Source organism: Kitasatospora sp. NPDC088351 (genome assembly GCF_040685575.1).
In the GTDB taxonomy this organism is placed as follows: domain Bacteria; phylum Actinomycetota; class Actinomycetes; order Streptomycetales; family Streptomycetaceae; genus Kitasatospora.
Genome location: NZ_JBFBIL010000014.1, coordinates 83,705 through 97,774, shown reverse-complemented (window position 1 = coordinate 97,774; position 14,070 = coordinate 83,705). Strand labels below are relative to the sequence as shown.

General features: G+C 73.7%; 10 protein-coding genes. 7 read left to right on the top strand and 3 right to left on the bottom strand.

What is annotated here, in order from left to right:
* Positions 1-91 precede the first annotated feature (91 nt).
* From AB0P06_RS13705 to AB0P06_RS13695, 3 genes are all read left to right on the top strand, one after another.
* Positions 92-3,079, top strand: coding sequence for a BTAD domain-containing putative transcriptional regulator (locus AB0P06_RS13705; RefSeq protein ID WP_363607441.1), 2,988 nt, complete (start codon positions 92-94; stop codon positions 3,077-3,079).
* A 590-nt stretch (positions 3,080-3,669) separates the two neighbouring features.
* A complete protein-coding gene (locus tag AB0P06_RS13700) occupies positions 3,670-4,434 on the top strand; it encodes a methyltransferase domain-containing protein (RefSeq protein ID WP_363607440.1) in 765 nt (254 codons plus the stop codon).
* Between the two features lie 56 nt (positions 4,435-4,490).
* Positions 4,491-6,323 (top strand): SpoIIE family protein phosphatase, encoded by a 1,833-nt coding sequence (locus AB0P06_RS13695; RefSeq protein WP_363607439.1) that lies wholly within the window; start codon positions 4,491-4,493, stop codon positions 6,321-6,323.
* Positions 6,324-6,384: 61 nt separating this feature from the next.
* Here AB0P06_RS13695 and AB0P06_RS13690 read toward each other — a convergent pair whose 3' ends face one another.
* On the bottom strand, positions 6,385-8,574 hold the full coding sequence (locus tag AB0P06_RS13690; RefSeq protein WP_363607438.1) for an MMPL family transporter: 2,190 nt from the start codon (positions 8,572-8,574) through the stop codon (positions 6,385-6,387).
* A 169-nt stretch (positions 8,575-8,743) separates the two neighbouring features.
* Between AB0P06_RS13690 and AB0P06_RS13685 the strand changes: the two genes are divergently transcribed.
* Entirely contained in the window at positions 8,744-9,361 is a 618-nt protein-coding gene (locus tag AB0P06_RS13685; protein WP_363607437.1) for a TetR family transcriptional regulator, read from the top strand.
* A gap of 34 nt (positions 9,362-9,395) precedes the next feature.
* On the opposite strand, the gene AB0P06_RS13680 is transcribed toward AB0P06_RS13685, so the two are convergent.
* Positions 9,396-10,346 (bottom strand): LysR substrate-binding domain-containing protein, encoded by a 951-nt coding sequence (locus tag AB0P06_RS13680; RefSeq protein WP_363607436.1) that lies wholly within the window; start codon positions 10,344-10,346, stop codon positions 9,396-9,398.
* Between the two features lie 194 nt (positions 10,347-10,540).
* On the opposite strand from AB0P06_RS13680, the gene AB0P06_RS13675 reads away from it, so the two are divergent.
* The 3 genes from AB0P06_RS13675 (at position 10,541) to AB0P06_RS13665 (ending at position 12,106) form a co-directional block, all read left to right on the top strand.
* Positions 10,541-11,092 carry a peroxiredoxin gene (locus AB0P06_RS13675; protein ID WP_363607435.1) on the top strand — a complete coding sequence of 184 codons (552 nt, stop codon included), beginning with the start codon at positions 10,541-10,543 and terminating at the stop codon, positions 11,090-11,092.
* Positions 11,093-11,095: 3 nt separating this feature from the next.
* A complete protein-coding gene (locus AB0P06_RS13670; protein WP_363607434.1) occupies positions 11,096-11,638 on the top strand; it encodes an alkyl hydroperoxide reductase in 543 nt (180 codons plus the stop codon).
* 129 nt (positions 11,639-11,767) lie between these two features.
* On the top strand, positions 11,768-12,106 hold the full coding sequence (locus AB0P06_RS13665) for a hypothetical protein (protein WP_363607433.1): 339 nt from the start codon (positions 11,768-11,770) through the stop codon (positions 12,104-12,106).
* Between the two features lie 37 nt (positions 12,107-12,143).
* Here the strand turns inward: AB0P06_RS13665 and AB0P06_RS13660 are convergent, their stop codons facing one another.
* Positions 12,144-13,607: an AI-2E family transporter gene (locus AB0P06_RS13660; RefSeq protein WP_363607432.1), complete on the bottom strand. Its 1,464-nt coding sequence runs from the start codon at positions 13,605-13,607 to the stop codon at positions 12,144-12,146.
* Positions 13,608-14,070: the final 463 nt, after the last annotated feature.

The following is a 14,070-nucleotide window of genomic DNA, read 5'->3' as shown; positions in this document are numbered from 1 at the left end:
TGCAGCTGTCCGCCTAAGCTGATGCGACCGCAGCGGGACCGCCGAACGCCCTGTACGTGCAGGGCACCGCCACAGGTCATCGGGGGAATTCATGGAGCCTCAGGAAACGCCGCACAGTTCGACGCTGCGCTTCCAGGTGCTCGGTCCGGTGCAGGCGTGGCGCGGCCCGGAGTCGCTCGCGCTGGGCTCTCCGCAGCAGCAGGCGGTGCTCACCTCGCTCCTGCTCCAGCAGGGCCGCCCGGTCGCCACCCAGGATCTCGTCGACGGCCTCTGGGGTGATCGCCCCCCGCCGCAGGCCATCGCCGCACTGCGCACCTACGTCTCCCGCCTCCGGGCGGTGATCGAACCGCATCGCGAGGTTCGCGCACCGGCCGAGATCCTCATTTCGGTGAGCGACGGATACGCCCTGCGGACTTCCTCGGAAGCACTCGATCTCACGGTCTTCGAGACCACCGTCGCGCAGGCCACCGCGGCCAGGGCCGACGGCGACCTGTTCGAGGCCCACCGGCTGCTGGTGTCGGCACTCGGGCTGTGGAGCGGCCGGGCCCTGGCCGGAGTGCCGGGGCCGCACGCCGAGACACAGCGGAGCCGCCTCGCCGAGCGCCATGTCTCGGTGTGGGAGGAGTGCTGCGCCGCCGCGCTGGAGATCGGTCAGCACACCGAGGTCGTCTCCGAGCTGAGCTCGCTCACCGCCGAACACCCGCTCCGGGAACGGCTGCGCGAACTCCTGATGCTCGCGCTCTACCGCTGCGGCCGGCAGGCCGAGGCGCTCGGCGTCTACACGGACACCCGGAAGCTCCTGATCGACGAGCTCGGGGTCGAGCCCGGAGCCGGCCTGTCCACCATGCACGCGCGCATCCTCGCGGGAGATCAGGCCCTGACCCCGGACCCGCCCGCGCGACCGCACAGCCGGAGCCGGGACGACGGCTCCGCGGTCTCCCCGGCGCCGGCCCAACTGCCCGCCGACGTCTCCGACTTCAGCGGCCGGACCGCACTGGTCGCGGAACTGCGGGCAACCCTGCGCAACGGCACCGGCCAGGCGGTCGTGGTGACCTCGCTGGCCGGCATCGGCGGCGTCGGGAAGACCACCCTGGCCGTGCATGTCGCGCACAGCGTGCGCTCCGAGTACCCGGACGGCCAGCTCTACGTCGATCTGCGCGGCGCGGGCGCGTCCCCCGCCGACCCCGCCGTCGTACTCGGCGACTTCCTGCACTCGCTGGGCGCCACCGAACTGCCCGACTCGCTGGAGCAGCGGGCGGCCCTCTACCGCTCCCTCCTGGCCAAGCGCCGCATGCTGATCCTGCTGGACAACGCCCAGGACGCCGACCAGCTGATGCCACTGATCCCCGGCGTGTCCGGGTGCGCGGTGCTCGCCACCAGCCGGTCCCGGCTGGCCGGAATTCCCGGCGCCCACCTGGTCGACGTCGAGGAGATGACTCCCGAGGAGGCCCTGGCGCTCTTCTCCACCATCGTGGGTGAGCAGCGGGTCGCCGCCGAACCCGACGCGGCACTGGCCGTGGTCTCCTCCTGCGGTTTCCTGCCGCTCGCGGTTCGGATCGCCGCGGCGCGGCTGGCCAGCCGGCCTCGCTGGAGCGTCTCCGATCTGGCCCGGCGGTTAGCGGACCAACGGCGGCGGCTCGACGAGCTGCAGCTGGGCAACCTCGCGGTGGAGACCACCATCGGCCTCGGCTACGGCCAGCTCCGGCCCGACGAGGCCCGCGCGTTCCGTCTGCTCTCCCTGGTGGACTCGCCCGACCTTCCGCTCGACGCGGTGGCGGCGCTGCTCGGGGAGGAACAGGCGTACGCCGAGACGCTGGCGGAGTCGCTGGTCGAGGCGAACATGCTGGAGTGCTTCACACCCGGCCGCTACCGGTACCACGACCTGCTGCGGCTGTACGCCCAGCGCAAGAACGAGAAGCTGGCGGACTCCGCCGAGCAGGAGCGCGCCGTTCTCCGGCTGCTGGAGCACGTGCTGCCGACCATGCGCAACGCCGCGCAGGCCATCGAGCCCGACGACCAGCTGCCCGAACCGCTCGACGGGCTGAAGACGCCCGGGCTCGCCCTGGCGACCGGGGCGGCGGCACAGCAGTGGCTGCGGACCGAGGTCGGCATGCTGCTGAGCACGGTGGAGGCCGCGGTCAACGGGCCGTCCGCCCTGCTGCGGCCCGCTCTCGATCTGCTGATCGCGCTCAACAGCATCGTCGAGGACCCGACGCACGGTCCCCGCACGCGCCGGCTGCTGGAGACCGCCGAGTCCAACGCGCAGGCGCACGGGGACACCCAGGCCCTCGCCCGGGTCCATTTCGCCCTCGGGACGCTGGAGTACTTCGCCAACAACTTCCAGGGCGCCGAGCGCTCGCTGCGGGCCAGCCTGGACCTTCAGGGCACGGACGACATCACCGTGCTGCGCTCGATGGTCGCCAACATTCTCGGGATCGTGCTGAGCGTCTCCGACCGCGCCGCCGAGGCCCTGCCGTTCTTCGAACAGGCCCTGGCGATCAGCCGGGTCATCGGGTTCCCCATCGGCGAGGCCCGGCTGCTCGGGAACATCGCCCGCGCCCAGCTCAACGCGGGGCAGAGCGAGTCCGCGGTCCGTTCGGTGGAGGAGGCGGCCGTCACCGCCCGGCGTTCCGCGAACGGGCCCTGCCTCGCGGACACCCTCTACCAGCTCGGCGTGGTGCTGTCCTCGACCGGTTCGCCGGCCGAGGCGGTCGCGCACCTGCGCGAGGCCCACCAGCTCTACCAGACCCAGCAGAACCGGCTCCGCGAGGGCTACGCGCTCGCCCGGCTCGCGGTGAGCCTGCTGGCGAGCCGGCAGACCGCCGAGGCGGCCGAGGCGGCCGAGGCGGCGGGCGAGTCGCTGGCGATCGCCCAGGAGATCGACGGCGCCTACTGCCAGGGCCTGGCCAACGCCGCGCTGGGCGAGGCGCTGCTCGGCCTCGCCCAACCGGCGCGCGGACTCGCGTGCCTCCAGGAGGCCCACGCGATCTTCATACGGCTCGGTGTGCCAGAGGCCTCCCCCGTGGCGGACCTCATCTCCCAGCAGCACACCGAGCCCCTCTGTCCCCCCGCGCCGTAGACCTCCGACGTCCCCCGACATCCCCCCGTGGAGGTCTCCCCCGATGCGTTCGGTGCCCCCGCAGCCCCCCGGCTGCGGGAGCACCCTCAACGCTTCCCCGGCGCTGGTTCCACTCTGCACCGGACCGATTGACGTTCGATAAACGCCGGGTCGTCGGCCCGCCGGACCGCCCGCTCGCAGGTCGGCGGCGCAGGTCAGCGGCGCGGCTCGAACGCGCCATGCGGCGTGCGGTCCCGGCCCGCACCACCTCGGCCCGCACCGTCGTGCTTCCGCAACCCGGGCCACACCACCCCAACCGCGACGAGTTGGCTGGAAAGGGACCCTATGGTGGAGTGATCACGCATATTCTCAGATGCCAGTACACACACGAGTGCACCTGTCCGGCGGAGCATCCGGAAACGGCAGCGCGCAGGCGCTCCCACGGTGCAGAGTGTCTCTGTGCAAAGTGTCAGAGTGCAGTCAGAGTGACGCGGGGAGCGTGACGTACCGCCACCGGCAGCTGGCCGGCGGGGCAGCGCGGGCGCCGGGAGGACGGCGGCCCGGCCTCGTACAGCCGACCGGAGGCCAGGGTGGAAGGGTGCCTCTCAATCGTGACGACCGGACAGATATCCGACCCGTTCCCCGTCGACGAGGACGCGGGTGACGACGAGCCCGACGTGCTGCGCCGCCGGGCCGCTCGCGCCCTGCAGGCGGTCGCCTTCGACACCATCGGCACCGGCTACGCCGAGGCGTTCCCCGCCAAGGACGGACAGCTCGCCTGCGGCCACCGGCTGCTGGCCGCGCTCGAACCGGGTGCCGCCGTCCTCGACGTCGGCTGCGGCGCCGGTGATCCGACCGTCCGGCAGCTGGTCGCGGGCGGTGCGCACGTCACCGGTATAGACCTTTCGGACGTTATGCTCACGCTGGCCCGGCAGGCCGGCCACGGCGGCCCGTACCCGCCCGCCTTCCACCGCATCGACCTGTACGACCTGGCCACCGAACGGGCCGACCGCGCCTGGAACGTCCCCGAACTCGGGCCGCGCGGCCGGGGCACCTTCGCCGCCGTCACCGCGTTCTTCTCCCTGATCCTCCTCCCCCAGGACGAGATCCCCACCGTACTCGCCCGGCTCCGCGAACTGCTGCGGCCCGGCGGGCTGCTGGCGCTCGGCATGGTCGAGGCGGATCTGGATCACGTTCCCCTCCCGTTCCTCGGCCGGGAGCTGCGGATCAGCGGGTATCTGAGGGAGGATCTGGAACGGGTACTGGTGGAGTCCGGGTTCGCCGTCGAGGAGCGGTCGGGGCATTCCTACGCACCGGCCAGTACCTCGCTGCCGCCGGAGGAGCAACTGTTCCTGTGCTGTCGACGCGTCGGCTGACCACCCGCCAGACCAGAAGAGCCAGTACTCCCCACCGATCCCCAGGACAGGCAGCCGTGCGCGACCAGCTCAAACCCGAGGCCGGACAGCCTCCTGCCGTCCCGAACCGGCGCCGCCCGCCGGACACCGCGGACGGCCGGACGGGCGACGACCCCGGACAGGTCGCCGAACGGCTCTCCTACCTCGACTCCGCCACCCGGCGGATCAACAGCGCGCTCGACCTCGCCGCCACCCTGCGCAACATCTGCCGGGTCCTGGTCCCGGCCCTGGCCGACGCCGCCGTGGTGCACCTGCGCGACCCGCTGCCCAACGTCGAGCGCGAGCCCGGCTTCCCGGACGAGCTGCGGATCCACCACAGCCACGGCACCCGGCTCGGCCGCCGCGGCCGCCCCAGCGGCGGGGCCGACCACCGCAACTCCCGCTACGCCACCCGGTACGGCTCGCGCTCCACCGCCGACACCGGGCCCGCCACCCCGGTCACCCGGGGCGGAGCGCTCGCGCACGCCCTGCTGAGCCGCCGCCCGGCCGAGCCCGCCGTACTCGGCACCCCCGGCGCCGAACGGACCGCCGGGCTGCTGCGCGAGCTGTACGGCGCCCGCGGACTGGCCCGGCTCGGCCCGGGCACCTCCGTCCTCGCCCTGCCGCTGCGCGGCCGCAAGGCCGTCCTGGGGATGCTGGTGCTGATCCGCCGGCCGTCCGAGAAGACCGGCCGCCCCACCTTCGACGCCACCGACACCGCCACCGCCGCCCACCTCGCCACCCAGGCGGGCCTGGCGATCGACACCGCCCTGCGGTACGCCCGCGAGTGGGAGATAGCCAACGAACTCCAGCGCAGCATGCTGCCGTTGCGCCTCCCCCAGCCGCACGGCGTCCGCCTCGCCCAGCGCTACCTGCCCGGCGAGCGCGGCGCCCAGGTCGGCGGCGACTGGTACGACGCCGTCCCGCTGCCCGGCAACCGGGTGGCGCTGATCGTCGGCAACGTGATGGGCCACTCGCTCACCTCGGCCGCCATCATGGGCCAACTCCGCACCAGCGCCCAGACCTTGGCCGCGCTCGACCTGCCGCCGCACGAGGTGCTGTACCACCTCGACGAGCAGGCCCAGCGGCTCGGCCGGGAACAGCACCTGGCCACCTGCGTGTACGCGGTCTACGACCCGATCGCCAACCGGGTGGTGCTCGCCAACGCCGGGCACGTACCGCCGGTGCTCGTCCAGCCGGACGGGACGGCCGAGTTGCTGGAGCTGGACGCCGGGGCGCCGATCGGGGTCGGCGGCGTCGACTTCGCCTCCGTCGAACTGCCCGCGCCGCCCGGCTCCTCCCTGCTGCTCTTCACCGACGGCCTGGTGGAGACCCGCAGCCGCCCGATCAGCGACGGGCTGGAACTGCTGCGCGCCCGCCTCGCCAGCGCGCAGCGGCACACCCCCGAGCAGCTCTGCCAGGAGGCGCTGCGCATCCTGCCGCCGGGCGACCGGGGCGACGACATCGCGCTGCTCGCCGCCTGCTTCGAGGGCATCCCGGCCGGGGACGTCGCGCACTGGTACCTGCAACCGCGCAACGAGACCCCGGGGCGGGCCCGTCGGCTGGCCGCCCACACGCTGCGCCGCTGGGGCCTCGACGAGCTCTGCGAGGCGACCGAGCTGATGGTCAGCGAGCTGGTGACCAACGCGGTGCAGCACGCCACCCGCCCGGTCACCCTGAGCCTGGTCCGCACCACCCGGCTGCGCTGCGAGGTCGGCGACGACAGCCCGCTGCTGCCCCGGCCGCGCCGCATCGGCCCGGAGGACGAACGCGGGCGCGGGCTGCAGATAGTGGCCCGGTGCGCCGAGCGCTGGGGCGCCACCCGGCTCGGCACCGGCAAGGTGGTCTGGTTCGAGCAGCGGCTGCCGTGACCGGCGGACGCCCGGTGGTCCCCGCGGACCACCGGGCGTCCCCGGGCCGGCCCGGAACGGGTCAGACCGGCTCGGCCACCTTCACCGGCCCGGGCCGCTCCTCCAGGTGGGCCATCAGCTGCTCGCCCTCCATGTCGACCCTCGGCACCACCTTCTCCAGGCTCTTCGGGAACCACCACGCCGCCCGGCCGAACAGCGCCATCGCGGCCGGCACCAGGGCCATCCGCACCACGAAGGCGTCCACCAGCACGCCGGTCGCGAGCGCGAAGCCGATCGGCTGGACGATCGGGTCGTGGCCGAAGACGAAGCTGCCGAAGACCGCCACCATGATCAGCGCCGCCGCGGTGACCACCCGCGCGCCGCCCCGCACCCCGGCGACCACCGCGTCCCTGGGCGCCATGCCGTGCACATGGTGCTCCTTCATCCCGGAGACCAGGAACAGCTCGTAGTCCATCGCCAGCCCGAACAGCACCCCGATCAGCAGGATCGGCACGAAGCTCACCACCGGCCCGACCTTCGGCACGTCGATCACACCGTCCAGCCAGCCCCACTGGTAGACGGCGACCACCGCGCCGAGCGACGCCGTGATGCTGAGCAGGAACCCGGCCACCGCCTTGAGCGGCACCAGGATCGACCGGAACGCCAGCGCCAGCAGGACCATCGCGATGCCGACGATCACCGCGACGAACGGCGGCAGCGCCTGCCCGAGCTTGGTGGAGACGTCGATGTTGGCGGCCGTGGTGCCGGTGACGTCGATCCGCGCGCCGGTCGCGGCCCGCAGTCCGTCGCGCTGGTCGCGGATCCCGGAGACCAGCGCCTTGGTGTCCGCGTGGTCCGGGCCGGTCTCCGGGATGACGGTCAGCAGCGCCGTCCGGCTCACCGGGTCGACGGTCGGGGGCAGCAGCGTCCGCACCCCCTTGAGCGTGCCCAGCTTCTCCGCGACGTCCTGCACCGCCTGCTCCGGCCGCGGCGCGCCCTGGGCGTCCACGACCACCACCAGCGGAGCGTTGAAGCCGGGCCCGAAGCTCTCGCCGATCAGGTCGTACGCCTTGCGGGCGTCCGTTCCGGCGGCCTGCGAGCCGCCGCCCGGCAGGCCGAGGGTGAGGCTCGCCGCCGGCACCGCGAGGGTGACCAGCGCGACCAGCCCGGCGAGCAGGACGGGCAGCGGCCGGCGCACCACGAACCGGGCCCAGCGCTCACCCATCGGCGGCCGGCCCGGTTCGGCCCGCGGCGCCCGCCGGCGGACCGGCAGCCGGTCGACGGCCCGCCCGGCGAAGCCGAGCAGCGCGGGCAGCAGGGTGATCGCCACCAGCACCGCCACCACCACCGCGCCGGACGCGGCCAGGCCCATCACGGTGAGGAACGGCACGTCCGCGACGGCGAGCCCGGCGAGCGCGACGACGACCGTCAGCCCGGCGAAGACCACCGCGCTGCCCGCCGTCGCGTTGGCCCGCGCGGCGGCCTCGTCCGGCTCCAGGCCCTCGGCGAGGTGCCGGCGGTGCCGGGAGACGATGAACAGGGCGTAGTCGATGCCGACCGCCAGGCCGACCATCAGGGCCAGCACCGGCGCGGTGGTGATGATCTCGAACGAACCGGAGAGGGCCAGCAGCGCGGCCATCGCCACGCCGACCCCGACGAAGGCCGTCAGCAGCGGCAGCCCGGCGGCGACCAGGGAGCCCAGCGTGAGCACCAGGACCACCCCGGCGACCGCGAGGCCGACCGCCTCGCCGCCCTCGACCTGTGCCATCCGGTTGTACGCGTCGCCGCCGAAGGCGACCGTCAGCCCGGCGGCCCGGGCCGGCTCGGCGGCCGCCTTCACCGCGTCGCGCTGCTCGTCGGTGATGTCCGCGAGCTTGCGGTCGAAGGAGACCAGGGCGATCGCGGCCCTGCCGTCCGGTGAGACCGCCCCGGTGGCATACGGGTCGGGCGCGGCCGCGACGCCGGGCACGCCGGCTATCCGACCGACCGCCTCGGTGACGGCCCGGCCCGCCTCGGGAGCGGCGATGCCGCCCGGCCCGGCGGCGGCGAAGACCACCTGCGCGGAGCCGTGGCCCTGGGCCGGGAAGGTGTCCTTGATCCGGTCCAGCGTGCTCTGGGCCTCGGTGCCGGGCACTTTGAACTCGTCGCTGGTCTTGCCCGCGAACGCCCCGGCGGCGCCGCCGACCGCGATCAGCACGGCGAGCCAGACGGCGAGCACGGCCCGCCGTCGGCGGAAGCAGTAGCGGCCAAGGCGGTACAGATACGTGGCCATGAGTGAGCCCTCGGTCAGGTCGGTCGGGCAGCCGAGTGCCCGAACAGGTCGCCCACTACCGTAGGGGCAAGTTTGTCATCTGACAAAGTCGTTCGACAGAGCCGATCGACCGAGTCGATGGGTCACGTCGTTCGACCACGTCAATCGACCAGAGCGCTACCCTGTCCCAATGGCTCACGTCCCCGCCGCCGAAAGGCGTCCGCAGCTCGTCCAGGCGGCCATCGACCTCATGGCCCGCGAGGGCGTCCCCGCCGGCAGCACCCGGGCGATCGCGGCCGAGCTGGGCGTGGCGCAGGCGACGGTGCACTACACCTTCGGCACCAAGAAGGACCTGTACCGGGCCGTGGTGGAGCAGCTGATGGCCGACTTCATCGGCCAGGTGCGCGCCGCGGCCCCGGGCGAGGGGCCGTTCGGGGAGCAGGTGCGGGCGCTGGTGCACGCGCTCTGGGCCAGCACCACCGGGGAGCCGGGGCGGTGCATCCTGCTCGCCGAGCTGGAGACGCTGGCGATGCGCGACCCCGGTCTGCAGGACATCATGCGCGGACTCCAGGACGAGATGGAGCGGACGGCGGCGGGCATCATCACCGCGCTCGCCGAGGCGCACGGCCAGCCGCTGGCGCGGCCCGCGCACGACATCGCCGTCCACTTCCTGGCCGGCTTCGACGGCCTCTGCGGGCGCTACCTGGTGCTCAGGGACGCCGGCCCGGCGGCCGAAGCGGAGGCGGTCCGGGCGCTGGACCTGCTGGTCGCCGCCACGGTCGACCTCTGCGCCGCACCGCCCGCCTGACCACCGCCGGCCGGCCTGCCACCGGCCGCCGCGGCTACTGGACGATCCGGACCGGCAGTTCCACCAGCACCTCGCGCAGCGAGGCGGCGAAGCGGTCGTACTCGCCGCTGCGGGCGGAGCCCGGCCGGGTGGCGAGCCCGATCCGACGGCCCGGCGCGGGGGCGGCGAAGCGGACGGCGGCCAGCCGGTCGGTGCGGCCCGCCTCGACGTCCAGGGCGGTGGCCGGCAGCAGGGTGACCCCCAGACCCCCGGCGACCAGCTGGACCAGGGTGGAGAGCCCGGCCGCCCGGGTGGTGGAGCCGCCGGGATCGGCGCCGACCTCACGGCAGATGTCGAGCGCCTGGTCGCGCAGGCAGTGCCCCTCCTCCAGCAGCAGCACCTCCAGGTCGAGCAGCACGTCGCGCGGAACGTCGATCCGCCCGGCGAGCGAATGCCCGGGCGGGGTGACCAGCACGAAGTCCTCGTCGAACAGCGGGACGTCCCGGGTGGGCGAGGCCCCGCCGGCCGGGAGCGCGAGCAGCAGCACGTCCAGCCGCCCGGCGGCCAGCCCCTCCAGCAGCGAGGGCGTGCGCTCCTCGTGGACGTGCAGCTCCAGCTCCGGGTAGCGGTCGCGGACCAGCCGCAGCACGGTCGGCAGCAGATAGGGGGCGACGGTCGGGATCACCCCGAGGTGCAGCGGGCCGGTGAACGGGCGGCGGGCGGCCTCGACCTCCTCGGTGAGGGCCTGCACGGAGGCCAGCACCCGGCGCGCGTGTTCGACCACACGCTCCCCCAGCGGGGTGACAATGACCTTGCGCGTCGTACGCTCGACCAACTGCGCGCCGAGCGACTCCTCCAGCGCCGCGACCGCCCCCGACAGAGCCGGCTGGCTGGTCCCGGTGGCGGCCGCCGCCTCCCGGAAGTGCCGGTGCTCGGCCACCGCGACGAACGCCCTGAGCTGGGCGACCGTGGGTGTGCGGGGGCTGCGGACTGTGGCGCTCGACACAGTCGCGTCGGGTTTGCGCGAGGCGCCCTTGCGGGGCCTGGTCCCAGCGGGGGGCGGCGGGGTATTGATAGCTCTCTCCGATCAGACACAACGAGTCTAGCTATTTCCCTGATCAGTCCACGATGTGGAATCGTGGAGGGCGTTCCGCAATCCGGACAAAACTCCCCTCAGTCTCACCTTCAGGAGAAGCGAACGTGCTCACGATCGGTGACAAGTTCCCCGAGTTCGAACTCAACGCCTGTGTCGACCTGGACGCCGCGAACGCCTTCGCCGAGATCAACCACAAGTCCTACGAGGGCAAGTGGAAGATCGTCTTCTTCTGGCCGATGGACTTCACCTTCGTCTGCCCGACCGAGATCGCCGCGTTCGGCAAGCTGAACGAGGAGTTCGCCGACCGCGACGCCCAGATCCTCGGCATCTCCGGCGACTCCGAGTTCGTCCACCACGCCTGGCGCAAGGACCACAAGGACCTGCGCGACCTGCCGTTCCCGATGCTGGCCGACGTCAAGCACGACGTGATGCGCGCCTGTGGCGTCGAGGCCGCCGACGGCACCGCCCAGCGCGCGGTGTTCATCGTCGACCCGAACAACGAGATCCAGTTCGTCATGGTGACCGCCGGCTCCGTCGGCCGTAACCCCAAGGAGGTCCTGCGGGTGCTGGACGCCCTGCAGACCGACGAGCTGTGCCCGTGCAACTGGACCAAGGGCGAGGACACCCTCGACGCCCAGGCCCTGCTGGCGGGCTGACCCATGGCCCTCGACGACCTGAAGTCCGCCCTCCCGGACTACGCCAAGGACCTCAAGCTCAACCTGAGCGCGGTCATCGGCAACTCCGACCTCCCCGCCCAGCAGCTCTGGGGCACCGTGCTCTCCTGCGCGATGGCCACCCGCAGCCCCGCGGTGCTGCGTGCGCTGGAGCCCGAGGCCAAGGCCAACCTCTCCCCGGAGGCGTACAACGCCGCCAAGGGCGCGGCCGCGATCATGGGGATGAACAACGTCTACTACCGGACGCTGCACCTGCTCTCCGACAAGGAGTACAGCAGCATGCGGGCCGGTCTGCGGATGAACATCATCGGCACTCCGGGCGTCGAGAAGGTCGACTTCGAGCTCTGGTGCTTCGCGGTCTCCGCCATCAACGGCTGCGGCCAGTGCCTCGACTCGCACGAGGCCGTGCTCCGCAAGGCGGGCGTCGAGCGCGAGGTCGTCCAGGCCTCGATGAAGATCGCCGCCGTGCTCCAGGCCGTCGCGGGAGTCCTCGACTCCGAGGCCGCGCTGGCCGACGTCGACGCCTGACACCTGGCACCGCACCACGCGGGCCCCGCCGGACCTTCCGTCCGGCGGGGCCCGCGCGCGTTCGCACCGGAACCGCTACGGCGGCGCGGGCGTCCGGGACAGAGAAGATCAACCCTGGGGGAGAGCGCCATGACCGACGCCGGCCGGCCGGAGGCGGAGTCGCTGTGGCCGACCCTCGCGTTCATCAGCTGGGGACTGGTGGCGATCGCCGTCGCGGGCTGGGCGGCGATCGGCGGGGTGATGGCGACGGCCTGGGCCGACGACACCGACGGGCTCCGGCGGGCCGCCACCGTGTTCCTGCCCCCGCTGCTCGGCCCGGCCATCGGCGCCGCCCTGGCGTGGACGGCGATGGCGCTCACCGCCCCGGCCCGGCAGTGGGCCGGAGCGATGAAAACGGCCCTGACCGGCGGCGCCGCCCTGCTCGGCGGCATGGCCTCGGCCTTCGGCTGGGCCCTGATGCCGCTCTGACACCCGCTCCGGCCCCGGCCGGGAATCCGCGGCCCCCTCAGGGCGCCGGGGTCTGCGGCGCCGTCGCGGCGGTGCGCCCGGCGGCCTCGCGGGCGGCCTCCAGCGCGGTGAAGACGGCCTGACCGGCCTCGTTGCGGCGGCGCAGATGGGTGACCACGGTGTTGGTGACCGCGATCAGCGGCACCGCGACGATCGCACCGCCGATACCGCCGATGATGCTGCCGGCGGCGACGCCCAGCACCACGCCCAGCGGGTGGACCCGGACGGCCCGGCCGAGGATCAGCGGCTGGAGCACATGCCCCTCGATCTGCTGGACGGCGACCAGCACCACCAGCACCATCAGGGCGGTGAACGGCCCCTCGGTGACCAGCGCGATCAGGACCGCGACGGTGCCGGTGACCAGCGCGCCGACCAGCGGGACGAAGGCACCCAGGAAGATGATCACGGCCAGCGGCAGCGCCATCGGCACCCCCAGCAGCTCGATGCCGATCCCGATGCAGACGGCGTCGATGAAGGCCACGCAGACGGTGCCGCGCACATACGCGGTGAGCGTCGCCCAGGCCTTCGGCCCGGCCCCGGCCATCGCGTAGCGGGAGTGCCGGGGCAGCCCGCGCAGCGCCCAGTTCCAGATCCGCTCGCCGTCGTAGAGGAAGAAGAAGGTGGTGAAGAACGCCAGCAGCACGGCGGTCAGCACCTCGACGGCGATCTGCGCGCCGGTCAGGCTGGCCGAGGTGATCTGCTCGGTGTTGGTGCTGATCGCCTTGGTGATCTGGTTGGCGAAGTCGGTGATCTGCTGCTGGGTCAGGTGCAGCGGGCCGGTGATCAGCCAGTCCCGCAGCTGGTCGACACCGGCCTGGACCTTGGTGGTGACCGTCGACAGGTTGGTGGTCACCTGCCAGACCACGAACCAGCCGACCAGCCCTATCCCGGCCAGACCGCTCATGAACACCCCGCCGGCGGCCAGCGAGCGCGGTACGCCGTGCCGGCGCAGCCAGGAGACGGTGGGCTCCAGCAGCGCGGAGATCAGCAGCGAGGCCAGCACCGCGAAGGCGACCAGCCGCAGCATGTCGACGACCATGAAGACGACGTAGAGCGCGGCGCCGAGCAGCAGCAGCCGCCAGGTCGACTCGGCGGCCACCCGCAGACCCCACGGCACGGCCTCGGCGGGGGTGGCGGGCCGCCCGAGGTGCGGCTCCCGTCCGAACGCCGCGTGCGGGGCCGGCCCCGGAACCGGTGCGGGCGCGGGCTCCCCGGCCGTCCCGGGCAGGGCCGGCGGCACGGGGGCGGTCTCCGCCCGCGGCGCCGGAAGCGGTCCCGCCACCGCGGCGATCGCCGCGGCCTCGACCCCGGCCCCGGACTCGATCTCGGTCCCGGTGACCGGTGCCCCGGCGAATTCGGCCGCCATCGCGGCCCGTCGGCGCCGCTCGATCACAGCGGCCGCACTGGCCACCACGGCCACGCCCTTGGCCACGACCTTGAAGGCCTTCCCGCCCCGCGCCATCCCTGCTACCACCACTCCCCGCCGGGCCGCCGTACCCGGCGGTACGCCGTGGGTCCTGCCACGGCCGTCGGGGATGACGCTACCCGCCCGGCGGGCCGTGAGTCCGGCGGGCCGGGCGGTTCTCCGCCCCCGGCAGCGATCGGCCGGCCCGGTCCGGTCCCGGACCGCCCCCGAGCCGGCGCCCGAATCAGGGCGAACCATCGGAAACAGGTGGTTTCAGGCAGGGGGCAGCGGGGAGGAGCCCGAACGGGGCCCGGAGCCATCTGTCGGCGGACCGGCCGGTGCGGGGAGCAACCAGGACCCCTTCCCGCGCCCCGCGTCCGCACCCAGGGCCGCACCGCCCGCGAGCGCACTGGTCAGCGCGGCCCGGGCGGCGCGGCCCGCTCGTCCCAAGCGGAACGGCCCCCGACCGGAGAGCGGTCGGGGGCCGTTCGGCGGCTCCGGTGGTGGCCGGTGCCGGTGG

Excerpts from the sequence above, each read along its gene's own strand:
- AB0P06_RS13705 (WP_363607441.1), top strand. The coding sequence starts at position 92 with ATGGAGCCTCAGGAAACGCCGCACAGTTCGACGCTGCGCTTCCAGGTG.
- AB0P06_RS13690 (WP_363607438.1), bottom strand. The coding sequence starts at position 8,574 with ATGGCCACGTATCTGTACCGCCTTGGCCGCTACTGCTTCCGCCGACGG.
- AB0P06_RS13685 (WP_363607437.1), top strand. The coding sequence starts at position 8,744 with ATGGCTCACGTCCCCGCCGCCGAAAGGCGTCCGCAGCTCGTCCAGGCG.
- AB0P06_RS13670 (WP_363607434.1), top strand. The coding sequence starts at position 11,096 with ATGGCCCTCGACGACCTGAAGTCCGCCCTCCCGGACTACGCCAAGGAC.
- AB0P06_RS13665 (WP_363607433.1), top strand. The coding sequence starts at position 11,768 with ATGACCGACGCCGGCCGGCCGGAGGCGGAGTCGCTGTGGCCGACCCTC.
- AB0P06_RS13660 (WP_363607432.1), bottom strand. The coding sequence starts at position 13,607 with ATGGCGCGGGGCGGGAAGGCCTTCAAGGTCGTGGCCAAGGGCGTGGCC.